This window comes from Streptomyces caeruleatus (assembly GCF_001514235.1).
Taxonomy (GTDB): domain Bacteria; phylum Actinomycetota; class Actinomycetes; order Streptomycetales; family Streptomycetaceae; genus Streptomyces; species Streptomyces caeruleatus.
In genome coordinates this window covers 193,245-216,940 of record NZ_KQ948932.1, presented here as the reverse complement: position 1 = coordinate 216,940, position 23,696 = coordinate 193,245, and the positions used below count along the sequence as shown (strand labels likewise).

Sequence of the window (23,696 nt, the reverse complement as noted above, 5' to 3'; positions counted from 1 at the left end):
TCTCCTGGCCCCGGACTCACCCGCTCCGGAGACTGACAGGCATGGACACGACACGTCCATGACGATCGGCACAGTCACCGGAAACGGGGGAGAGTTCCATGAGAAAACGCCTGGCCATGATGCTCGGCGCGGCGCTGGCCGCGGTGGCCCTGAGCGCACCGACCGCATCGGCTGATCCCGACAACCCGCCGGACTTCAAACTGCCGTTTCCCTGCGGCCAGACGTGGGTGATGTTCACCTACGACAACCACGGCCCCGGGGACGGCAGCCAGGAGCAGAAGCGGATCGACATGCAGTGGACGGAGGGCGAGACGGACGGGGCGGACGTCGTCGCATCGGCGGGCGGCACCGTGTCGCACGTCGAGCCCGGTGGTGTCCACATCGACCATGGCGACGGCTGGTTCAGCCAGTACCTTCACATGAGCGACCGGGTCGCGGAGGGCACCGAGGTCCAGGAGGGCGACTGGATCGGCACGGCAAGCAACGTCGGCACGAACGACCCGCACCTGCACTACCAGCAGATGTACGACTCCGACGGCAACGGCTACCCCACCGAGGGCAGCCAGACCGGCGGCCCGGACGAGCTGGTGTACCCGATCATCCAGGGCAAGGAGTACCGGCTCACGCCGGGCAACGCCGTCAATCTGAAGAGCACCAACAACTGCGACGGCGACCCGGGCGAGCCCGAGCCCGAGCCCGAGCCGGAGAAGACCAAGCTCGAATACACCGGCGACACCTCCCTCGCGGACGGCGAGAGCGCCGAGCTGTCGGCCGTCCTCACCGAGGAGGAGTCCGGTGCCCCGGTGGCCGACCAGAAGGTGAGCTTCGAACTCGGCGCCGAGGACAGCGCCCAGACCTGTGAGGCCACCACGGACGCCGAGGGCTCCGCGACCTGCACGGTCGAGGAGGTGGACCAGCCCCTGACGGACGAGGCCACCGTGCCGGTCACGGCCGCCTTCGCCGGAGACGACGCCTTCGAACCGTCCGAGGCCTCCGCCACCCTGGACCTGCGGTACGTGACCGGACGCGCCTACGGCCTGTCGGCACAGATCCCGCTGCCGCTGCTGCCCATCGGCATCGACCCGACCCCGGACACCGGGACCGTACGCACGGCCGGTGCCGAGACGAAGGCTCCGCAGTGCGCCGAGCGCATCGAGGCACTCGTCCTGTCGGCCGGCCCGCTGTGCGCCGAGGTGGTGACGAAGACCGGCCCGAACTCGTCCACGGCCACCTCGACCGTGGCCGAGGCCAGGATCGGACTCACGGGCCTGCCCGTCGTCGAGATCTCCGGACTCACCGCGGAGTCCTCCAGCACCTGCTCCACCACCAAGGGCAGCGTCGGCCTCGACCTGACGGTGGGGGGTACGCCGGTCACGATCCCGGACACCCCGAATTACGAGATCAACCTGGGTCTGGGCGCGAAACTCGTCGTCAACGAGCAGACACCGGTCGAGGGCGCGGACCAGGGCCTGACGGTCAACGCGGTGCACCTGACCGTGGCCGGCGGCACTGACCTGGTGATCGGGTCCACCACGTCGGCGGCGCACAACTGCGCATAGCCACCGGCGTCTCCCGTACGCCCGTCGGGGCGGCGGCCGCAACCGGCCGCCGCCCCGACGCACGCCGTCAGCGGCGCGTCATGCCCAGTGGAACGCGAAGTGCTCAGTGGAAGTGCTCAGTGGAAGTGCTCAGTGGAAGAAGTGCCGCGTCCCCGTGAAGTACATCGTGACCCCGGCCTTCTGCGCGGCTTCCACGACCAGTTCGTCACGGACCGAGCCGCCGGGCTGGACCACGGCCTTGACGCCGGCCTCGGTGAGGATCTCCAGGCCGTCCGGGAACGGGAAGAAGGCGTCCGAGGCGGCGTACGACCCCTGCGCGCGCTCGGCTCCGGCCCGCTCGACGGCCAGCTTCGCGGAGTCGACCCGGTTGACCTGGCCCATGCCGACGCCGACCGAGGCACCGTCCTTGGCAAGGAGGATGGCGTTGGACTTGACGGCCCGGCAGGCCCGCCAGGCGAAGGCGAGCTCGGAGAGCTCCTCGGCGGACAGCGCCTCGCCGGTCGCCAGGGTCCAGTTGGCCGGGTCGTCGCCGTCGGCCTGGAGCCGGTCGGTGACCTGGAGGAGGGCGCCGCCGTCGATGGGCTTGACCTCGGCGGGGTGCGCGGGCGCGGCCGGGGCCTTCAGCACGCGGATGTTCTTCTTCTTGGCGAGGGCTTCGAGGGCGCCGTCCTCGTAGTCGGGCGCGACGATGACCTCGGTGAAGATCTCGGCGACCTGCTCGGCCATCTCCTTGCTGACCGGCCGGTTGACGGCGATCACGCCGCCGAACGCCGACAGCGGGTCACAGGCGTGCGCCTTGCGGTGCGCCTCGGCGACGTCCGAACCGACCGCGATACCGCAGGGGTTGGCGTGCTTGATGATCGCGACGGCCGGCTCGGCGTGGTCGTACGCGGCACGGCGGGCGGCGTCCGTGTCCGTGTAGTTGTTGTACGACATCTCCTTGCCGTGCAGCTGCTCGGCCTCGGCGAGACCGACTCCCGTGCCGTCGACGTAGAGGGCGGCGGGCTGGTGCGGGTTCTCGCCGTAGCGCAGGGTGCTCTTGCGCTCCAGGGCGGCGGCGATGAACTCGGGGAAGGGGGAGTCGTCGGCCGGGGCGTACGCGCTCGCGAACCAGCTCGACACCGCGATGTCGTACTCGGCGGTGTGCCGGAAGGCCTCGGCGGCGAGCCGCTTGCGGGTGGCGAGGTCGAAGCCGCCGTCCGCGACCGCGGCCAGGACGTCCGCGTACCGCTCGGGGCTGGTGACGACGGCGACCGACGGGTGGTTCTTGGCGGCGGCGCGCACCATGGACGGGCCGCCGATGTCGATCTGCTCGACGCACTCGTCGGGCGAGGCGCCGGAGGCGACGGTCTCGCGGAACGGGTAGAGGTTGACGACGACCAGGTCGAACGGCTCGACGCCCAGCTCGGCCAGCTGCCGCTGGTGGTCCTCCAGGCGCAGGTCGGCGAGGATGCCGGCGTGCACGCGCGGGTGCAGGGTCTTGACCCGGCCGTCCAGGCACTCCGGGAAGCCGGTGAGCTCCTCGACCTTGGTGACGGGGACGCCGGCGGCGGCGATCCGGGAGGCGGTCGAACCGGTGGAGACGAGGTCGACCCCGGCCTCGTGCAGCCCGCGCGCCAGCTCTTCCAGACCGGTCTTGTCGTAGACGCTGACGAGCGCCCGGCGAATGGCCCGCTTGTTGCTCTCGGCGGTGGCGGTCACTGGATAACTACCTTTCGTCCCTCAATGCGATAGCCGTTACGGGCGAGCCGCCCCACGACCTCGACGAGCAGCCTTCGCTCGACTTCCTTGATGCGCTCGTGCAGAGCGCTCTCGTCGTCCTCGTCCCGGATCTCCACCACGCCCTGGGCGATGATCGGTCCGGTGTCGACGCCGTCGTCGACGAAGTGGACGGTGCAGCCGGTGACCCTGGCGCCGTACGCGAGGGCGTCGCGGACGCCGTGGGCGCCGGGAAAACTGGGGAGCAGGGCCGGGTGGGTGTTGACGAACCGGCCGCCGAAGCGCGCGAGGAACTCCTTCCCCACGATCTTCATGAACCCGGCGGAGACCACGAGGTCGGGCGCGTGGGCGGAGACGGCGTCGGCGAGCGCGGCGTCCCACTCCTCGCGGCTGCCGTGGTCCTTGACCTTCCGCACGAAGGTGGGCAGTCCGGCGCGCTCGGCCCGCGCGAGCCCCTCGATGTTCTCGCGGTCCGCGCCGACGGCCACGACCTCGGCGCCGTACGCCTCGGCGCCGACGGCGGCGATCTCGTCGAGCAGCGCCTGGAGGTTGGTGCCGGATCCGGAGACCAGCACGACGAGGCGCTTGGCCACGGTGGAGCCCTTTCTCGGGGTGAGCGTCTTTGTATGGTCGTACGAATGCTTCGCGCCCCCGGATACGGGGAAGTCTACGAAGCGGCCGACCGTCAGCAACGATACCGGCACTCCCGCCGCCCCCCACGGGACGGGGGCGTGGCCGGAAGGTAGCGTCTGGGGGGGCCGTCCCGGGAACGCGGTGGTGATGTGGTGCGTTCACGAGGTGACAGCCCATTCGGATCAGTCGTTCATCATGTCGTTCACCAAGGGGAAGACGCTCACTTGATGTCGGACCGCAGCCTGCGACTCCTCACCCTCCCTCCGCAGTCCGCGCCGGGAGGGAAGCGTGACGCCGTCCTGCTGCGCGAGCGGCCCGCCTCGCCGCCCGACGCGCCCTCGGACAAGCCGTCCGGCGACGAACAGAGCAGTGGCACCCAGGACGACAACCCCTTCGCCCCGCCGCCGGAGGGCACTCCGGACCGCCCGTGGCGGCCGCGGCGCCCGTCCGGCGAGGACGGCTCGCAGGGCTCCGGCCAGGGCGGCGGCCACTCGCCCTGGGGCAACCAGTGGAGCGACCGCCAGCCGGGCCGCTCCCCCGGCGGCTTCGGCGACCACCCCCGAGGCACCGGCCAGGACGGCCCGGGGAACGGCACCCCGGGCACCGGCATGCGCTGGGACCCCACCGACCCCGCCCAGCGCCGCGCGCGGTACGCCCTGCTCTCCGGCATGTGGGCCTTCTTCTTCGCCCTGTTCAGCTGGCCGTACGTGGCCCTGCTGCTGGGCGCGCTGGCCCTGTACTGGGGCATCAGCAGCCTGCGCACCAAGCCCCGCACCCCCGACCCGGACACCCCGGCCGCGCCCCGGCCCTCCGGCCGCCCCCAGACGACCGCGGCGGTGAGCGGCCTGGTCACGGCGTCTCTGGCCATCGCGGTGGTCGCCGCCGGGTTCACGGCGCAGGTGGTGTACAGCGACTACTACACGTGCACGAACGACGCGCTGACCAACGAGGCCAAGCAGTCGTGCGAGCAGCATCTGCCGGAGGAACTGCGGGGGGTTCTGGGGACGGGGGACTGACCGGCCGGGTTCCACGGCTGGTCGGCGCCCAGGGTCAGGGGGCGGCCGGTGATCCGGGGGATTTCGGTGTCTCGGGAGCCTCGGGAGCCTCGGGACCTTCGGCGCTCTCGGGGTCGTCGGCGGCCTGCTGGGCCTCCCCGGCGGCGTCCTGAACCTTCGGGACTTCGGGTGCTTCAAGGGCTGTCGACCGCTCCGGGGCCGCCGGCGGCTCCTCCGGCTCCGAGACCTCCTTCATCGCCGCCCAGCGCGCCGCTCGCGCGTCCTCGTCGTGCCAGGGTGACGGCTCGGCGGGCGGGAAGTCGTCCGGCTCGAAGGTCGTGTCGTGGTCGTACGCCCCGTACGGAACCTCCTGGTCACCGGCCTCGTACGGTCCGCCCTCGGCGTACGCCGCCGCGGACCCGGCGTCCTGTTCCCTGCCGTGCGGGCCTGCCTGGTCCTGCGCCAACGCCGTGAACGGCCCTTCCTCGCCGTAGGCGGAGTGCCGGTGCCGCGATTCCGTGTCGGTCGGCGCGCCCTTGCCGTCCTTCGATTTCCCCGCCTTCTCCGCCTTCCCGAGCTTTTCCGCCTTCTCCGCCTTCCCGAGCTCCTCCGCCTCCCCCGGCATCCCCGAGTTCTCCGGCTCGACGCGGGGCTTGCCGATCCGGGCCTCCCGCGTCTCCGTCTCGCTCGCCCGAGACGTCCGCGGCACCCAACCCGTCCGGCACCGCCACCCGCGCACGGCCACCGCCACGGGAACCGCCACCGCCGTGACCCAGCCCAGCGTCGCCGCCCCCACCTGCCACCACACCGGCCCGAACTGCGCCAGCACCCCGCGGCCCAGCGGCCCGCCCGACAGCGCGGCCAGCACCGCGACCACGGCCGCGCAGAACACGGCCGCCAGCAGCGCGACCCCGGCGGTCCGCCCCGGCGCCCAGGCCACGGAGGGCGCCCGCCCGGCCCGGGTCCCTGTCGTCGTGGACGTCCGCCGCTCCTCGTACCCGCCGCCCCACCCCGCCGCGAGCGACCCCACCACCACACCGGCCAGCACCGGCACCGCCCCGACCGCCCACTGCAGCGGCCCGCCCACCCCGGCTCCCGGCACCGCCTCCAGCAGCGGAAGCGGCGGCAGCAGGGGCGCGGGCGAGGAGTGCAGCGGGCCCACGACATGCCCCGCGCCGAGCACGAACCCGGGGCCGAGGGCGTACGACGCCGCCCAGACCGCCGCGTTCGGGACGAGCGCCGCGCACAGCAGCAGCACCGCGAACCGTCCCGACCAGCCCGCCGTCAGCTCCAGGAACGACGCCCGCGCCGCCCCGCCGTGCCAGACCAGCGAGCCGCACACCAGCACCGCCCCGCCGCCGACGAGCGCCGCCGCCCCGGCCCCGGCCGCCCGGGCCGCCGCGCCGACACGGGCGGGTGCCTCCGCGACCGGCACCAGCCGCCGTACCTGGGTCGGCATCGCGCCCAGCACGCCGTTCGCCGCCTCGGGCCGGCGCTCGCAGGCCGTCCACACCCCCACGCCCGCCGCCGCCATCGTGACCAGGGGCACGCACAGCACGGTCCACAACCACGCCGGCCGGAGTTCACCCCCGGTGGCGTAGACCGCGGCAGCCGCCCCGACGCCGAGGTACCCGAGCACGACGCCCGTCCACGCCGTACGGCCCGACACCAGCGGTGCCCCGTCGCCGCCGTCCGCCGCCGCGTCACGGGCGGCCCGGTGCACCAGCCACACCGGCAGCATCAGCAGCAGCAGCGGGGTGACGCCGACCGGGGCGGGGACGCCGGAGAGCGTGTCGGCGCGGACCAGTTCGGCGCCGTGCGCCAGGAGCCACAGCACGGAGGCGACCTGGAGCGCGCCGCCCGGTCCGCTGTCCGGGTAGGGCGAGCTGATCCACAGCGCGATCACCAGTACGGCGAGCACGCCGAGTCCCAACCCGGCGGCCACGGCACCGTTCAGCAGGCTGGCGCCGAGGCCGGGCATTCGGTAGCGGATGCGAGTGAGCAGGGACGACAAGGGCGTTCGACGGGCGGTCATCTCGGTCACGAGCGCCATGCTCCCAACGACACGCGCTTTCCCGTCGTAACAGGCGAACCTCCGATGTGTCGCTCAATATATGTTTATGTACCTTTTCCACCGAAGGGGCGTGCGGTGACGCAATTGACGCAGGATCAGGGCTCGGGAAGCCGCAGGGGAACCTGAGGTGACGGCGCGTCAGCGGTCCGAGGACCAACACCTGCCCCCGACCCCGGAACCCCGCCCGGAAGCACCCCTCACCCCCGCCCAGGCCTTCGACGCGCTCTACGCCTTCTGCGCACCCGCCCTCGTCCGGCAGACCTATCTGCTCAGCGGGCGCCGTGAACTCGCCCGCGAATCGGTCGAGCGGGCCTTCCAGGCCGCCTGGCAGCGGTGGCCCGAGGTGGCGCGGGACCGGGATCCGGCGGGCTGGGTGCGGGCGACGGCGTACGACTTCGCGCTCTCGCCCTGGCACCGGTTCCGGCCCCGCTACCGGCACCCGGAACCCCCGCCCTCCGACGCGTCCGACCGTGCCCTGCTGGACGTACTCCTCGAACTCCCGCCGCCCCAGCGCCGCACGCTGCTCCTGTACGACGGGGTGGGGCTGGACCTGCCGGACACCGCGGCGGAGACGGAGGCGACCACGCCGGCGGCCGCGAACCGTCTCCTGCACGCCCGCGCCGCTGTCGCCACCCGGCTTCCGGGGCTGTCCGACCCCGCCGAACTCCACGAACGCCTGGCCGAACTGGCCTCCACGGAGCGGCTGCGCGCGCCCAAGCCGGCGGTGGTGCGGGACGGCAGCGAGCGCCGGGCGCGCTTTTGGACTCGGGCCGCCATCGCGTTCACGGTGGCCCTCATCGGCACGACGGCGCTCACGCTGCGGACGGCTCCCACCCAGTACGAGCCCCCTGTGCCGCCGGGGGCGACGGTGCGGGGGGTGCCGCCCCGGGTGGCGCCGGGGCCGCTGTCGTCGAAGGAGCTGAAGCTGAGGGCCAAGTTGCGTGAGGAGATGCAGAACGGGCCGGAACGGCTGGCTCCGCAAACGGAGTGAACCACGCGGCGGAGCCGCATATTCAGCACAGCCCCGCGCCCCTGGGACAACGCCGGTGGGCCCGCCCCCACACAGGGAACGGGCCCACCGACGCTCAGCCAGATGCCGTAACTACGACGGTCAGCCGCCCAGGATCTCGCGGGCGAGCTTGGCCGTCTCGGTCGGGGTCTTGCCGACCTTGACGCCCGCGGCCTCCAGGGCCTCCTTCTTCGCCTGGGCGGTGCCCGACGAACCGGAGACGATGGCGCCGGCGTGGCCCATGGTCTTGCCCTCGGGGGCGGTGAAGCCCGCGACGTAACCGACGACCGGCTTGGTCACGTTCTTCGCGATGAAGTCCGCGGCCCGCTCCTCGGCGTCGCCACCGATCTCGCCGATCATCACGATCAGGTCGGTGTCGGCGTCGGCCTCGAACGCGGCGAGCGCGTCGATGTGCGTGGTGCCGATGATCGGGTCGCCACCGATGCCGACGGCGGTCGAGAAGCCGATGTCACGCAGCTCGTACATCATCTGGTACGTCAGCGTGCCGGACTTCGAGACCAGGCCGATACGGCCCGGCTTGGTGATGTCGCCCGGGATGATGCCGACGTTCGACTGGCCCGGGGTGATGATGCCGGGGCAGTTCGGGCCGATGATGCGGGTCTTGTTGCCCTTCTTGCCCGCGTACGCCCAGAAGTTCGCGGAGTCGTGCACCGCGATGCCCTCGGTGATCACGACGGCGAGCGCGATCTCGGCGTCGATGGCCTCGATGACCGCGTCCTTGGTGAACTTCTCCGGCACGAAGATGACGGAGACGTTGGCGCCGGTCTTCTCGATGGCCTCCTTGACGGTCCCGAAGACGGGTACCTCGGTGCCGTCGAAGTCCACGGTCTGACCCGCCTTGCGCGGGTTCACGCCGCCCACGACCTCGGTGCCGTCACCGAGCATGAGCTTGGTGTGCTTCATGCCCGTGGCGCCGGTCATGCCCTGGACGATGACCTTGCTGTCCTTGTTGAGCCAGATAGCCATGGTGTGTTGTGTCCTCGTCCTGAGTGCTTACTTGGCGGCGTGAGCCAGTTCGGCGGCCTTGTCGGCCGCGCCGTCCATGGTGTCGACGCGCTGGACCAGCGGGTGGTTGGCGTCGGTGAGGATCTGCCGGCCGAGCTCGGCGTTGTTGCCGTCGAGGCGGACGACGAGCGGCTTGCTGACGTTCTCGCCGCGGTCCTCGAGGAGCTTGAGGGCCTGGACGATGCCGTTGGCGACCTCGTCGCACGCGGTGATTCCGCCGAAGACGTTGACGAAGACGGACTTGACGTCCGGGTCGCCGAGGATGATCTCCAGGCCGTTGGCCATGACCTGGGCAGAGGCGCCACCGCCGATGTCCAGGAAGTTGGCCGGCTTGACGTTGCCGTGGTTCTCACCGGCGTACGCGACGACGTCCAGCGTCGACATGACCAGACCGGCACCGTTACCGATGATGCCGACCTCGCCGTCGAGCTTGACGTAGTTGAGGTTCTTCTCCTTGGCGGCGGCCTCGAGCGGGTTGGCCGCGGCCTTGTCGTGCAGCTCGTCCCAGTCGTGACGGAACTCGGCGTTGTCGTCGAGCGACACCTTGCCGTCCAGGGCGATGACGTCACCGGAGGCGACCTTCGCGAGCGGGTTGACCTCGACGAGGAGGGCGTCCGACTTGATGAAGGTGTCCCAGAGGGTGATCAGGACGTTGACGACCTTGTCCGCGACCTCGGCCGGGAACTTCGCGGCCTCGACGATCTCGCGGGCCTTGGCCTCGTCCACACCGTCGATGGCGTCGATCGCGATCTTCGCGACGGCCTCCGGACGGGTGGCCGCCACCTCCTCGATCTCCATGCCGCCCTCGACGGAGGCGATGGAGAGGAAGGTGCGGTTGGCACGGTCGAGGAGGAAGGAGACGTAGTACTCCTCCAGGATCTCCGGGGCCGTCTCGGCGATCATGACCTTGTGGACCGTGTGGCCCTTGATGTCCATGCCGAGGATGTCCGTCGCACGCGCGACGGCCTCGTCCGCGGTTGCGGCGAGCTTGACGCCACCGGCCTTGCCACGGCCGCCGACCTTCACCTGGGCCTTGACGACGGACTTGCCACCGAGACGCTCAGTGGCTGCGCGGGCCGCCTCAGGCGTGTCGATGACTTCACCGGCCAGCACCGGTACATCGTGCTTGGCGAAGAGGTCCCTCGCCTGGTACTCGAACAGGTCCACGCGCTTCCGTCCCTATCAGTGATCTCGCGGTTCGTTGTCTGCGTGGGCGTGCCGCGAGGGCAACGTGACGTCCGACCGCTGTCTGTCACAAGGGAGGCGCACACGGTGTCCGAGCGCGCGGCATGTCCGTCTCGCAGGTTATCTCTGCTTGCAGGAGCCCCCTAAATCGAGGGTCACACCTGAGCGGTGATACCTGTCACATGATGCCGCGATCAGCAAAGATCTCTGGCACGGCGTGCCGACTGTGAGCAGACGGGAACCTGCCGGGCACATACAAGGACCAGGCACAGCCAAGGGCCGGACACACAAAGAAAGGACCTCACCGGGTTGGGGTTTGACCCGGTGAGGTCCCTTGAGCAGCCCGAAGGGGCACGAATGGGCCGCCCCTGTGGGCTCTGGCCGGGGTGATCCCCACCCCAATGGGGATCACCCCGGCCGGTCCGCGAGGATCCGGTCGGACCGGCCGACGGTTTTCGGCCGTCCGGGTCCATCCGCCCCGCGGAGTCGGTCGGTCACCTCGGGGGTGACTCGTGGGGGCGCGCGTCAGACGCGGTACGCGCCGCCGTCGTGGAGGTTCTGCGGGAGGTGCTGCGGGAGGTGCTGCGGGAGCTCCTGCTGGAGGTTCTGCTGGAGGTTCTGCGCGTAACCCGGCGTGGCGGAGTGGGCCACCTGCCGCACGCCGACGACGGCGTTGCCGGCCAGCGGTCCGGCCGAGTCCTGGACCGTGCCGGTCAGGTCCTCGGCGAAGGGCGCGACCTGCCCGGCGACCCCGTACGCGAACGGGTCGACCTCGCCGACCACGCCGTACGCCAGCGTCGCGGCGCTGCCGCCGACGCCCCGCACGAGCGGCCGGACGGTGTCCACGACGGTCTCGACGACGGGCCGCACGGCCCCGTTGACGCCCTCGGCGAAGGGCGCGACCTGCCCGGCCACGCCGTGCGCGAACGGGTCGACCTCGCCGACCACGCCGTACGCGAACGGCCGGACGTCGCCGACCACGCCATGGCCGAGCGCCCCCGCGTCCGCGACGGCCTGCCCGGCGACCGGCACGACACCGTGCACGGCGGCGTCGGCGACGGGCGGCAGGACGGTACCGGTGACATCTCCGGTGACGTGCCCGGCCAGACCGGTGGCGTACGGGGGTACGTCGGTGGCGACGCCCCGCACGACCGGCTGCACGTCGGCGACCGCGCCGTCGGCGACGGGCCGGACGTCGGCGACGGTGCCGTGGGCGAGGTGCTGGGCGTCGCCGACCGCTCCGTGGGCCACCGGCTGTACGCCCTCGACGACCCCGCCGACGACCGGCTGGACGCCCGCGACAGCCTGGCCGGCCACGGGCTGGACGTCGGCGACGACGCCGTACGCCAGTGCCGTCGCGGCATCGACCGTGTGCCCGGCGGTCCCGGCGACCCCGGCCACCGCGCCCCCGGCGACCGGAACGACGCCGTTCACCGCCTGACCGACGACCGGCACCACGCCGCTCACCGCGCCGCCGGCCACGGACTGGACGCTGTCGACCGCGCTCACGGCGACCGGCGTCACCCCGGCGACGGCGTGGTCGACGGTAGGGACGACGCCCTCGACGGCGTACCCCGCGATGGGCACCACGCCGTTCACGGCCTGGCCGGCGACCGGCGGGACGACCGCGTCGGCGGTCTGCGCGACGACCTGGGCGACCGTGCCGGGAACCGCGGAGACCGTCCCGACGACGCGCTGCTCGACGCCGCCGACCGTGCCGGTGACGTGGCCCGGGACGGCGGAGACGGAGGCCTCGGCGGCCGTCCTGACGGCGGTGGCCTGGCCGGTCGCGGTGGACGCGACGGCACTCACCGCGCCCTGGGTCCTGCCGTCGACGATGGCGACGGTGGCCTGCCCGACGTCCCGCGCACCCGCGGCGGTACGGCCCGCGCCGGCGACGGCGTACTGCGCCTTCGTCCGTACGGTCCCCTCGACGCCCTGCGCCTGCGAACGCGCCGCGGCCTGCGTGCCCTGCAACCGCGTCTGCGCCGCCGCGAGCGCCTGCTCCAGCTCGGGGGCGAAGGCGGCGAGCGGGCCGAAGAGGTAGTCGACGGTGCCGGGGATCTCCGGGGCGTCCTGGGGCACGTCCCGGACGTCGGAGACGGTGGCGAAGGCGGCGGAGGTGGCAGCGGAGACGTGTGCCGAGGCATCGGCCTCCGCCCGCGCCGCCGCCTTGTCCGCGCGGGCGGCCTTGGCGCCCAGGATGACCTGGGCGGCACGCTTCGCCTTGGCGGCGGACGGGACCGTGACCTTGGCGTCGACGTAACGGCGGGACTGCTCGACGGCGTCCGTGGGCGCGGTCCGGGCCGTGCCGACCGCGCCGTCCGTGGTGCCCGAGACGGTGTCGGTGACGGTGCCTGTGTCGGTGTCGGTGTCGGTGCCCGAGACGGTGTCGGTCACGCCGGAGACGACGCCGTTGACGGTGCCGGTGACCCCGCCGAGCAGGCCGGATGCGCCGACGTTGTCGGCCGCGTCGGCCGCGTCGGTGGTCGTGTCCGGGACGGAGTGGGTGGAGGCGGGCAGCTCGTCCGCGCTGGCGGCGGCCGAACCGAGCGCCCATGCGCCGGTGACACCGGCGGCTATGACGATCGAACGGCGGATGTTCTTGTTCATACTGCGTCGGATCCCTAGATCTCGGGCTCCGAAGGCCCCGGAGGCTCGCAGCGGCGAGGAATTCCGGGACTTCGGACGGTTGGGGACATTCGGCGCCGCTTCCGATCGCGGTCCGGGCAGCTGAGGAGCTGGGACCAGCGGGACCGGGTAGTGCGGCTCCGGAAACTTCCGTCCGGGGGATGTCGGGGGACATCCGGGAAGTGGGGAGTGTCCGGACGGGCGGGCAGACCTGTTTCCGCCCCCGCGCGGCAGGTCTACGGCGGGGAGGGCCGGCCTTCGGGCCTAGGCGGGGGAAACCGGAACGTCCCGGTGCCTGTCCTGGATCTCGTCCGCTTCGACGCGGGCGGCCGCGCCGGGCGCCAACCGCAACGGCGCCCTCGGGTTCAGCGACACGACGTGCGCGTCCCCGTGCCGCGAGCTGCTGCTGTCGCCCGCCGAACGGTTGCCCAGCACACCATCGGGGTGATCGACCGGCGCCTGCTGAACGGGCGTGTACCCGGCCGGCGCGACACCGTGCGCACCGCCGGCCGCCGGGACATGGGCCGCGCTGTCGTCGGCGGACGCCACGAACCTGGGCCCGTAGGCCACGGCCGCTTCGTCACCGTCACGCCCCTCACCGGTACGCCCATCGCCGTCCCGTCCGTCACCGGACCCGGGCACCTGCGCCTCCGGCTGCGAAGCCCCGCCGTCGGGCGCCGGCAACGTCCGCCCGGGCACGGTGGGCACGGCGGGCACATCGGGAAGCGCAGGAAGGTCAGCACCGGGAAGCCCCGGGAACTCCGGCAGCTCCGGCCCCGGCCCACTCGGCCACGCCGAGGTCGGCGGCGCCTTCGCCCGCACCTCGGCCAGTCCCTCGGTCACCGACTCGACCAGACCACCGACCGGCTGTACGACATGCGTGCCGACTGTCCGGGCGACCCGCTCTGTCACGGGGCGGAGAACCTGCCCCGCGCCGCGCCCGGAAGCCTCCGGCTCGCCAGGCACCGGCGTAGCAGTCGCCGTCGACTCGGCGGAGTCGTTCGGCTCCTCGTGCCCGCCAGGCTCGGCCGGAACGCTCAGGACCCGCTCGACGTCTCCTCCCACCGACGCACCCAGATCTACGGGCGCGCCGGAAGCGCCGGACGCGACGGACGCGACGGACGCGACGGACGCGACGGACGCGGCGGACGCGGCGGACGCGGCGGACGCGACGGGCGCGACGGGCGCGACGGAGGGAGCAGACGCGGCGGACGGAGCAGACGCGGTACCCGCCGACACCACCCCGTCCGCCGCAGACGCCTGCCCTCCGCACAGCAACCCGATCGCGAACAGGACGCCCAGCAACAGCGCCAGCTCCAGCGCACGCCGCCCAGCCGCGATGCGCAGGACGCGCAGTGCGGCAGCGGGTGACATGGCTGACCAGGTCAAGACGGGGCAGTCCTCCCGGGTGGCGGAACGAAGTGCACAAGTACACGTGCCGAGCGACGAGTCAGCTGGACGCGGTACGGACGAGGGGCGCGCGGCGCGCCGCTGATGAGGCGTCGATCCTCGCACGCCCCTCCCGAGGTCGCGCAAGCCCCCCACTACCGATGGGCACTCATGTCCGTTTTGCTGGCCGAAGTCGGTAGTCACCGGGTCGACAAATCACCGGTAATTCCTCGCCATCCCCCTCCTCACCCAGCCTCCTCACCCCGCCTCCGGCACCGGAATCGGCCGCTTCTCGATGGCCGCCGCCATCACCTCCGGGAACAGGTCGGGCGTACACGCGAAGGCCGGTGCGCCCAACGCGGCGAGCGCGGCCGCGTGGTCCCGGTCGTACGCGGGCGCCCCCTCGTCCGACAGCGCCAACAACGCCACGAACTGCACCCCCGACGCCTTCATCGCGGCGACCCGCTTGAGCATCTCGTTGCGTATGCCTCCCTCGTACAGGTCGCTGATCAGCACGACGACCGTCTCCGCGGGGCGGGTGATCTGCGATTGGCAGTACGCGAGCGCCCGGTTGATGTCGGTGCCTCCGCCGAGCTGTGTGCCGAACAGGACGTCGACCGGGTCGTCGAGTTGGTCGGTGAGGTCGACGACGGAGGTGTCGAAGACGACGAGCCGCGTGTTGATGGACCGCATGGACGCCAGCACGGCCCCGAACACCGACGCGTACACCACCGATGCCGCCATCGACCCGGACTGGTCGATGCAGAGGACGACCTCCTTCTTCACCGACTGCGACGCCCGCCCGTACCCGATCAGCCGCTCCGGCACGATCGTCCGGTACTCCGGGAGGTAGTGCTTGAGGTTGGCCGCGATCGTGCGGTTCCAGTCGATGTCGTGGTGGCGCGGCCGGTTGACCCGGGCGCTGCGGTCGAGGGCGCCGGTGAGGGTGGCCCGGGTGCGCGTGGCGAGCCGCTTCTCCAGGTCCTCGACGACCTTGCGCACCACGGCACGCGCCGTCTCCTTCGTGGTCTCCGGCATCGCCCGGTTGAGCGAGAGCAGCGTGCCCACGAGATGCACGTCCGCCTCCACCGCCTCCAGCATCTCCGGCTCCAGCAGCAGCGTGGACAGCCCGAGCCGGTCGATGGCGTCCCGCTGCATGACCTGGACGACGGACGACGGGAAGTACGTCCGGATGTCCCCGAGCCACCGCGCCACCGACGGCGCCGACGCCCCGAGCCCCGCCGAACGGTCCTTCCCCGACTGCCCCTTGTCCCCCTTGCCGTAGAGCGCGGCGAGCGCCCCGTCCATCGCCGCGTCCCGTCCGGAGAGCGCGCACCCGGTGCCGTCGGCGTTGTCCCCGCCCAGCACCATCCGCCACCGCCGCAGCCGCTCCTGGGCCGGCTCCGTCACCTCGGCCGTCATCGGCACGCTCCCTCACGAGGCCGCTCCCACAGCGGGATCACCGGCACGGTCGTCGTCATCGGCCGCCCCGGCGCCACGAACCCGTGCGACCGCCGCACGGTGCCCACGACTCCAGCCCGCTCCCTGGACTCCCTTACTCCACCAACCGTCATCCCGCCGCCCCCACAAGTCCGTTGTCCGCGAGGCCGCCCCCGGCGTCCTCTCCTATCTCCGTTTGGCCCATGCCCACCTGGTCCATGTCCTCTTGGCCCATGCCCACCTGGTCCGTGTCCGCTTGGCCCATGCCCACGCGGTCCGTGTCCACGTGGCCCATGTCCACCGGGTCCAGGCCCAAGAGCAGCCGCACCACCGGCACCACCGCGTCCGCCCGCTCGACGTCGAGCCCGGCCGCGAAACCGGGTATGCCGGAGCCGCCGCCGGCCGCCGCACGCCCCCGCTCCCCCGGCCCACGCCGAACCAGCTCCCCCAGGGTCCGCCGCACCCCCGGCTCATAGGCCGAGAAGGTCCGCCGCAGCAGCGGCAGCACGTCCGTGAACGCCTCCGCCGACACCCCCGTCAGCCACGCGTCGACCAGCCCGAGCAGCCGTTCGTCGTGCACGAGCAGCATCCCGCCGCCGGAACCCCCGCCGACGAACCCCTCGATCCACGCGGCCGCGTCCCCAGGCGGCGTCCCCGGCGACAGAGCCAGCCCCATCAACCGAGCCGCTTCCTCCTGCCCCAACTCCCCGTCGTCCAGGAGCAGCCGCACGCCCCGCCCTCTGATGACGCCGGGCACGGTGTCCCGCACGGACAACACCCGCAGCACCGCGTGCCACCGCGCCCGAAGGTCGCCGTGCCCGAGGGCGGACGCCCTGTCCGGAGCGCCGGGGTCAGCGGGCGTGTCCTTGACCACCGCATCGCCCAGCAACCCCACCGCCCCATGGACCGCGTCGACATGCCCCCGCATCTCGTCGGCGGCATCCGCGTCCAGCGCGGCGCACGCCGGGGGCAGGCCGACGAAGATCCGCTCGGCGAGCCCCGCGGCGACCTCAGTGAGCGCCGCGGTGTCCGTGCCGCGCACATCGCCGTATCTCAGGGAACGGACCAGCGCGGGAAGGGCCTGGGCCAGATGGCCGACGTCGGCGTCGAGGGCGGCCCGGTCGGCGAGGGCCTGCATCACGGTGGGCAGCGCGTCCGACAGTTCGGCCAGCAGACAGCGCTCGGCGAGAGCGGTGACGTCGGCGAGGGACTGCGCGGCCACGGCGTCCGCCTCCGCCTTGGCGGTCGCCGCGGCGAACACGGTCGTCCCCCACACCCCGGCCTCGGCGACCCGCACCGACAACTCGGGCTGCCACCGCAGCCGCCACGTCTCCCGGAAGGTCCCCGTGCTGCCCCGCGACGCGACCGGTTCACCCCACCCCACGCCGAGCAGCCGCAGCCGGTGCAGCAGCCTGCTGCGCTCGGCGTCGTTCTCCTTGCGCAGGTCGAGTTCCAACTCCCTCTCCAGCGCCTCCGGTTTGAGCCGCAGCCGCCGCTGGATCCGGTCGAGGTCGCGCTGCAACGGCACCGCCGGCGCCGACGGCGGCACCTCCCCCAGCACATCCCCCACGACCAGCCGGTCCCGCACGAGTGCCAACGGCACGTCCGAGCCGTCACACATCACCGCCCGCACCGCGTCGGTGGTCTCACTCAGCCCCGGCAACGGGCGTCCGCGCATCGCCGCGAGGGTCTCCGCGAGTCGCACCGCCTCGATGACATGCGCCGAGGACACGATGCGGTCCTCGTCCCGCAGCAGCCCCGCCACCTTGGTCATCCACCGCTCGACCGGCCGGTCCGGCGCACTGAAGAGATGCCCGTACCACCCCGGTGAGTCGATCCCCGCCCCGTACCCACTGGCCCGGGCCAGCCGGCGGTAGGTCCACGGCACCCAGGTCATGTCGGCCTTGACCTTGGGCAGCCCCTTCAACAGGGCCTTGTCGGTGGCCACGGTGGTCTTCTGTCGCAGTGCGGGCACATGCCACGCCCCGCACACGACGGCCACCTCGTCCCCGAACTCCCGCTGGGCGGCACGTACTTGAAGCCGCATGTACGCCTCCCGCACGAGATCCCGCTCATGCCCCCCGCTGCCGTACGCCTCCCGCAACGCCCCCATGGCCTCCTCAAGCCCGAGAAACGGCGCGAACGCGTCCCCGTCCCCCTCCCCGTCGCCCGTCCCCCGGTGCTCGACGACGTCCTCCCACCACCGCTCGGGATCGTCGTATCCGGCGACCTCCGCGAGAACGGCGAGGGGATCGACCCGGACATCGGCGACCGCGCCGGCGCCCGGGGCAAGGTCGGCGCCGGGGCCGTTCCCGTCGGCCGGACCGGTCTCCGCGTCCTGACCGGCCGCCCCCACCTCCGGATCCTGACCGGCCACCCCCACCTCCGTGTCCGGACCGGCCACCCCCACCTCCGTGTCCGGACCGGCCACCCCCGCCTCCGGATCCTGACCGGTCGATCCCGTCTCCACGTCTTCCCCCCACGCCAGCGTGTGCGTGACCGGCAGGTCGATGAAGCGGGCCGGGACCTGGTGCTCCAGGGCCCAGCGGATCGCGACCCACTCCGGGGAGAACTCGGCCAGCGGCCAGAAGGCCGAGCGGCCGGGCTCGCCCACGGCATGGGCGAGGAGGGCGACCGGCGGCCGCATGGCCTCGTCTGCGGCGAGCGCGATCAGGGCGTCGGCCTCCGGTGGCCCTTCGATCAGCACGGTCCGCGGCCGGGCCGCTTCCAGCGCCGCCCGAACGGCCCGCGCCGACCCGGGCCCGTGATGCCGCACGCCGAGCAGCAGCGGCCCGCCGCCCCGGCCGTCGCTCCCGAACCTGTCCACGCCGGTCACACCGTCCCCCCTCGCTCCTCGACCGTCCGGCGGCGCCACCGCCCTTGCCCCGCACACCGTCGCGCTCCCCTCCGCGGCCGGCGCACCTCCTCACCCCTCGTCACGGCGCATCCCTTCCTACGCGGCCACGGGACGCCGCCGCCGAACGCGCCCTCTCCACCACGGATCCGCCCTTGGTCGACCCGCCGCTCGGGCGTCCCCATCCGAGGTCGTCGTCGCTCACGCGCTCACCTCCCGGCACGCCCGGTAGAAGTCCGTCCATCCGTCCCGCTCGCGCACGACCGCCTCCAGGTACTCCTGCCAGACGACCCGGTCGGCCGCCGGGTCGCGGACAACGGCACCGAGGATGCCCGCGGCGACATCGCCGGGTCGGAGCACCCCGTCGCCGAAGTGGGCGGCCAGGGCGAGGCCATTGGTGACGACGGAGATCGCCTCCGCCGTGGACAGCGTGCCGCTCGGCGACTTCAGCTTGGTGCGGCCGTCGGCGGTGATGCCGTCCCGCAGCTCCCGGAAGACGGTGACGACGCGGCGGATCTCGTCGATGCCGTCGGGCGCGGCCGGCAGGTCGAGGGAGCGGCCGATCTGGTCGACGCGGCGGGAGACGATGTCCACCTCGGCCTCGACGCTCTCCGGCAGCGGCAGCACGACCGTGTTGAAGCGGCGGCGCAGGGCGCTGGAGAGGTCGTTGACTCCCCGGTCGCGGTCGTTGGCCGTGGCGATGAGGTTGAATCCGCTCACCGCCTGCACCTCCTGCCCCAACTCCGGTATCGGCAGGGTCTTCTCCGACAGGATCGTGATCAGCGTGTCCTGCACATCGGCCGGAATCCGGGTCAGCTCCTCGACCCTGGCCGTCATCCCCTCCGCCATGGCCCGCATGACGGGGCTGGGCACGAGGGCGTCACGGCTGGGCCCGTGCGCGAGCAGCTGCGCGTAGTTCCAGCCGTACCGGATCGCCTCCTCCGGTGTGCCCGCCGTGCCCTGCACCAGCAGCGTCGAGTCGCCGCTGACCGCCGCGGCAAGGTGCTCGGAGACCCAGGTCTTCGCGGTGCCGGGGACACCGAGCAGAAGCAGGGCGCGGTCCGTGGCGAGCGTGGTGACGGCGACCTCGACCAGGCGGCGCGGGCCCACGTACTTCGGTGTGATCACCGTGCCGTCCGGCAGTGTGCCGCCCAGCAGATACGTGGCCACGGCCCACGGCGACAGCTTCCAGCGGGCCGGACGCGGCCGGTCGTCCTGCGCGGCCAGCGCGGCCAGTTCATGGGCGAAGGCGTCCTCGGCATGCGGTCGCAACGCCGTGGTCGATTCCGTCTCCCCCACTTCGACGGACGTCGGCTCAACGGACACAGTCATGGCAAAGTCCCCTCCAGCTCGGCCGGTTCGGATCTGCCACCAACGTTGCACCACGCCACTGACAATGCGTTCCCACCTGCGGAAACGCGTCTGCGAGGCTGGCCGCGAGACGTCGGCCCCGGCCGATTGTCAGTGGTGGGATCTACCTTCGATGTCATGACTCAGCAGGGGGTGCGCTGGACCGCGGACCAGGTGTTGGCACTGGCTCCTGACGCCGCGTCACGCAAAGCGGGAAGCAAACTCGGCGCGGCAGGGCCGTGGTCCGAGGCGGGGAGTTCGAGCGAGGGGACGGTGTGGGGGCTGTGCAAGGGCAGTGGCAGCAAGCCGTATCAGACGGTCATCGACATCGCGGACGCCGCCGGGCCCGCGTACAAGTGCAGTTGCCCGAGCCGGAAGTTCCCCTGCAAGCACGCCCTCGGGCTGCTGCTCCTCTGGGCGGACGGGGAAAGCGCGGTGCCGTCGGCGCAGGCGCCGGACTGGGCGGAGCAGTGGATAGAGGGGAGAAGGCGGCGCGCCGAGGAAAAGCAGACGGCGGGCGCGTCCGGCTCCTCGTCGGCGTCCGGTGATCCGGAGGCGGCGCGGCGCCGGGCGGAGCGCCGTGCCGTGCGGGTCACCGCGGGCGCCACGGAGCTGGAGCAGCGCCTGGCGGACCTGCTGCGCGGCGGCCTGGCCGGGGCGGAACAGGCCGGGTACGGGATGTGGGAGGAGACGGCCGCCCGCATGGTCGACGCCCAGGCCCCCGGACTGGCCGCGCGGGTGCGGGAACTGGGGGCGATCCCGGCATCCGGTCCGGGCTGGCCGGTGCGCCTGCTGGAGGAGTGCGCCCTCCTCCATCTCCTCGACCAGGGCTGGCTGCGCCGCGAGGGGCTGCCCGGCGCCCTCTCGGACACCGTCCGCTCCCGCGTCGGCCTGCCCGCCTCGGCAGACGGCCCGCCGGTGCGGGACCGCTGGCTGGTCCTCGCCCAGTACGACACGGCGGACGTGAAGCTGACGACGCGCCGGATATGGCTGTACGGCGCCGACACGGGCCGCACCGCGCTGCTCCTGTCCTACGGCGCCGCCGGCCGAGCGCCGGAGCTGACGCTGCCGGTCGGGCTGGTCCTGGACGGGGAGGTCGCGGCGTACCCGGGTGCCGGGCAGCTGCGGGCGTCCCTGGGCGAGCAGTTCGCCCCGCCTGCGCCCGTGTCGATACGGCCGCCGGGTGTGACGACGGCCGAGGCGACCGCTCGTTACGGCCAGGCGCTCCGCGACGACCCGTGGCTGGACTCGGTCCCGGTCACCCTGGACCGGGTCGTACCGATCCCGGACGGCGACTCCTGGCAGCTCGCGGACGCCGACGCGGACACGGCCCTGCCCCTGACCCCGGCCGCCCGCGCCCGCCCGGGCCTGTGGCGGCTGGTCTCACTGTCCGGCGGCAGACCGGTCAAGGTGTTCGGCGAGTGCGGCCACCGCGGCTTCACCCCGCTGACGGCCTGGCCGGAGGGCAAGGGAGAGGCGGTACGGCTGTGCTGACCGGCACCTCTCGGACACCAAGGCAGAGTGGAAGGCGGACAGGCATGAGCCTCACGAACACTCCCTCCGTTCCTGCGGACGCGCCGGCGCCGAGCGCCTGGGAGGAACTCGTCACGGCGGCCCTCCTCGGCACGGACCGGCGTACGCCCCCAGGCTGCGTGCCGGGCCGGGAAGCACCGGTGACGCTGCTGGACACCGCGGCCGTGGAGACCGTACGGCGGCGGGCCGGGCTGAAGCCGGCCCGGGCGGCGGGACGGCCCGATCCGGCGCCCGAGGACCTCCGCCCGGTGCTGCCCCCGGCGGCGGCCCGCAGGCTGGCGAGGCTGCTCGCCGACCGTCCCGGCGCGGGCGGCGGACGCAGAGGCACGGCACCGGACCTGATGGAGCTGCTGCCCCAGTGGCTCGCCACGGCGAACGACCGCGGTTTCGCGCCGCCCCCGGAGACGCTGCCCGCGCTGCTGGACGCGGCACGGGGCCGCACGGATCTGCGGCCGTCCGCGCTGACGTTCGCCGGCCCGCGGGCGGTGTGGCTCGCCCGGCTGAACCCTGACTGGCGGTTCGCCCTGCGTGCGACCCCGGGCGGGGGTGCGGCACTGCCGTACCTCGACGATCCGGCCGAGGTCCAACAGCTGTGGCAGGAGGGCCTGTTCGCCGAACGGGTCGCCCTGCTCTCCGCGATCCGCGCCCGTGAGCCCGCCGCCGCACGCGAGCTGCTGACCGCGACGTGGCCGACCGAACGGGCGGAGGACCGGCTGATGTTCCTCGACTCGCTGCGAACCGGTCTGGGCCCGCAGGACGAGCCGTTCCTGGAGCAGGCGTTGGCCGACCGGAGCCGTAACGTCCGGGCGACGGCCGCGGAGCTGCTGTCGGCGCTGCCGGGTTCGGCGCTCGCCGCACGGATGGCGGTACGGGCCGGGACCTGCGTGGCCCTGGACCACACCCGGGACGCGCCGACGATCAGCGTGGAGGCGCCGCACGAGTGCGACGCGGGCATGGAGCGCGACGGAGTCGTGGCCAAGGCTCCGGCGGGACGCGGTGAACGGTCCTGGTGGTTCGGCCAGTTGGTGGAGGCTGCACCGCTCGGCACCTGGCCGGGACGGCTCGGAGGCCGCACGCCCGCCGAGATCGTGGCGCTGCCGGTGACGGACGGCTGGCAGGGCGAGCTGCACGCGGCGTGGTGCCGGGCGGCGGTACGGCAGCGGGACGGCGAGTGGGCGCGGGCGCTGCTCGGGTCGCCGTCCGCCCCGGAAGCCGGCGGTCCGGGGGCGGTGTCCCTGGCCGAGCGCGCCAAGCTCCTCGGCACGCTGGGCGCCGCCGAACGGGCCGAGTGGGTCGCCGGGTTCATCGCGACGCACGGTCTGTCGGAGGCGTTCCAGCTGCTCGGGGTGTGCGCGGTGCCGTGGAGCGGGCCGCTCGGGCGGGCGGTGGTCGACGCGCTCAACATCGCACGGGACGAGGGGAGTTACCCATGGAGCTTCAGTGGAGCGATGGGCCTGGCCGAGCGCTGCCTCGACCCGGCCGAGGCAAGCCGCCTCGACGGCCTGCTCGCGATACCGGACGAGCCGGAGGACGCGTCGCCGGGGGCCGGGGGCTACTGGGCGGAGGCGTTCCAGCGACTGGTCACGACGCTACGGTTGCGGGCGGCCATGATCGAGGAACTGGAATCGAGCAGCCCGCCCCCGCACCGGACGTCGACTCAGCCGCCGGAGGCAGCCGGCTGATGCACGTTGGCCCGCACCCAGTCCACGATCGCCTGCGTCGTCGCGCCCGGCGTGAAGATCTCGGCGACACCCTTCTCCTTCAGCGGGGCGATGTCCGCCTCGGGGATGATCCCACCGCCGAAGACCAGGATGTCCTCCGCCTCGCGCTCCTTGAGGAGGTCGATCACGGCGGCGAAGAGAGTGTTGTGGGCGCCGGAGAGAATGGACAGACCGATCGCGTCGGCGTCCTCCTGGATCGCGGTGCCGACGATCTGCTCGGGCGTCTGGTGAAGCCCGGTGTAGATGACCTCCATACCGGCGTCGCGCAGCGCCCGCGCGATCACCTTGGCTCCCCGATCGTGGCCGTCGAGCCCAGGCTTGGCCACCACCACGCGGATCGGACCGGCTGCCACACCCATCACTGCCTCCATGAAGCGACTACATCCATCCGTACCGACAGGCACCGCTCATATCTGAGTTATGCCGCACTCTCCGCACATGTCATACATGGTGCGCGTATCGCACTCCTCCGTCGCCCATCGCTCCGGAGGCGCCCTTGCGGCACGGACGCCCCGGGCCACATCACCCGAGGAAGTGAACGAACGTTATCTCCAGCATCCCGCAACCGGCAGTTTCGC

At 72.9% G+C, this 23,696-nt stretch carries 16 protein-coding genes; 5 read left to right on the top strand and 11 right to left on the bottom strand.

What is annotated here, in order from left to right; translation table 11 throughout:
* Positions 1-98 precede the first annotated feature (98 nt).
* Entirely contained in the window at positions 99-1,559 is a 1,461-nt protein-coding gene (locus AQJ67_RS26765) for a M23 family metallopeptidase (protein WP_079056189.1), read from the top strand.
* A 129-nt stretch (positions 1,560-1,688) separates the two neighbouring features.
* On the opposite strand, the gene purH is transcribed toward AQJ67_RS26765, so the two are convergent.
* Both purH and purN read right to left on the bottom strand, forming a co-directional pair.
* Positions 1,689-3,260 carry a bifunctional phosphoribosylaminoimidazolecarboxamide formyltransferase/IMP cyclohydrolase gene (purH, locus tag AQJ67_RS26760; RefSeq protein WP_062721844.1) on the bottom strand — a complete coding sequence of 524 codons (1,572 nt, stop codon included), beginning with the start codon at positions 3,258-3,260 and terminating at the stop codon, positions 1,689-1,691.
* The gene (gene purN / locus AQJ67_RS26755; RefSeq protein ID WP_062721843.1) at positions 3,257-3,871 is read right to left on the bottom strand and encodes a phosphoribosylglycinamide formyltransferase; all 615 of its coding nucleotides are present in this window, start codon (positions 3,869-3,871) and stop codon (positions 3,257-3,259) included. The genes purH and purN overlap by 4 nt, the downstream gene beginning before the upstream one ends.
* A 267-nt stretch (positions 3,872-4,138) precedes the next feature.
* On the opposite strand from purN, the gene AQJ67_RS26745 reads away from it, so the two are divergent.
* Positions 4,139-4,927: a hypothetical protein gene (locus AQJ67_RS26745; protein ID WP_062721841.1), complete on the top strand. Its 789-nt coding sequence runs from the start codon at positions 4,139-4,141 to the stop codon at positions 4,925-4,927.
* A 34-nt stretch (positions 4,928-4,961) separates the two neighbouring features.
* On the opposite strand, the gene AQJ67_RS26740 is transcribed toward AQJ67_RS26745, so the two are convergent.
* Positions 4,962-6,959, bottom strand: coding sequence for a cell division protein PerM (locus AQJ67_RS26740; protein WP_063807374.1), 1,998 nt, complete (start codon positions 6,957-6,959; stop codon positions 4,962-4,964).
* A 148-nt stretch (positions 6,960-7,107) separates the two neighbouring features.
* Here AQJ67_RS26740 and AQJ67_RS26735 point away from each other — a divergent pair, with 148 nt between their 5' ends.
* Complete coding sequence (locus AQJ67_RS26735) at positions 7,108-7,971, top strand: SigE family RNA polymerase sigma factor (protein WP_062721840.1); 864 nt, start codon at positions 7,108-7,110, stop codon at positions 7,969-7,971.
* A 120-nt stretch (positions 7,972-8,091) separates the two neighbouring features.
* On the opposite strand, the gene sucD is transcribed toward AQJ67_RS26735, so the two are convergent.
* From sucD to AQJ67_RS26700, 7 genes are all read right to left on the bottom strand, one after another.
* Positions 8,092-8,976 (bottom strand): succinate--CoA ligase subunit alpha, encoded by an 885-nt coding sequence (sucD, locus tag AQJ67_RS26730; RefSeq protein ID WP_062721839.1) that lies wholly within the window; start codon positions 8,974-8,976, stop codon positions 8,092-8,094.
* Positions 8,977-9,003: 27 nt separating this feature from the next.
* Complete coding sequence (sucC, locus tag AQJ67_RS26725) at positions 9,004-10,182, bottom strand: ADP-forming succinate--CoA ligase subunit beta (protein WP_062721838.1); 1,179 nt, start codon at positions 10,180-10,182, stop codon at positions 9,004-9,006.
* Between the two features lie 543 nt (positions 10,183-10,725).
* Positions 10,726-12,813, bottom strand: coding sequence for a hypothetical protein (locus AQJ67_RS26720; RefSeq protein WP_062721837.1), 2,088 nt, complete (start codon positions 12,811-12,813; stop codon positions 10,726-10,728).
* A 282-nt stretch (positions 12,814-13,095) separates the two neighbouring features.
* Entirely contained in the window at positions 13,096-14,205 is a 1,110-nt protein-coding gene (locus tag AQJ67_RS47805; RefSeq protein ID WP_062721836.1) for a hypothetical protein, read from the bottom strand.
* Between the two features lie 273 nt (positions 14,206-14,478).
* Positions 14,479-15,642, bottom strand: a complete 1,164-nt coding sequence (locus AQJ67_RS26710; protein ID WP_062721835.1) for a VWA domain-containing protein — start codon at positions 15,640-15,642, stop codon at positions 14,479-14,481.
* 148 nt (positions 15,643-15,790) lie between these two features.
* Positions 15,791-18,496 (bottom strand): DUF5682 family protein, encoded by a 2,706-nt coding sequence (locus tag AQJ67_RS26705; protein ID WP_079056186.1) that lies wholly within the window; start codon positions 18,494-18,496, stop codon positions 15,791-15,793.
* Positions 18,497-18,715: 219 nt separating this feature from the next.
* Positions 18,716-19,846, bottom strand: a complete 1,131-nt coding sequence (locus AQJ67_RS26700; RefSeq protein ID WP_062721834.1) for an ATP-binding protein — start codon at positions 19,844-19,846, stop codon at positions 18,716-18,718.
* 156 nt (positions 19,847-20,002) lie between these two features.
* On the opposite strand from AQJ67_RS26700, the gene AQJ67_RS26695 reads away from it, so the two are divergent.
* Together AQJ67_RS26695 and AQJ67_RS26690 are read left to right on the top strand one after the other, a co-directional pair.
* Positions 20,003-21,358, top strand: a complete 1,356-nt coding sequence (locus tag AQJ67_RS26695; RefSeq protein ID WP_062721833.1) for an SWIM zinc finger family protein — start codon at positions 20,003-20,005, stop codon at positions 21,356-21,358.
* A 44-nt stretch (positions 21,359-21,402) separates the two neighbouring features.
* The gene (locus AQJ67_RS26690) at positions 21,403-23,079 is read left to right on the top strand and encodes a DUF5691 domain-containing protein (protein ID WP_062721832.1); all 1,677 of its coding nucleotides are present in this window, start codon (positions 21,403-21,405) and stop codon (positions 23,077-23,079) included.
* Here the strand turns inward: AQJ67_RS26690 and icmB are convergent.
* On the bottom strand, positions 23,055-23,477 hold the full coding sequence (icmB, locus tag AQJ67_RS26685; RefSeq protein WP_062721831.1) for a coenzyme B12-dependent isobutyryl CoA mutase small subunit: 423 nt from the start codon (positions 23,475-23,477) through the stop codon (positions 23,055-23,057). The genes AQJ67_RS26690 and icmB overlap by 25 nt on opposite strands.
* Positions 23,478-23,696 lie beyond the last annotated feature (219 nt).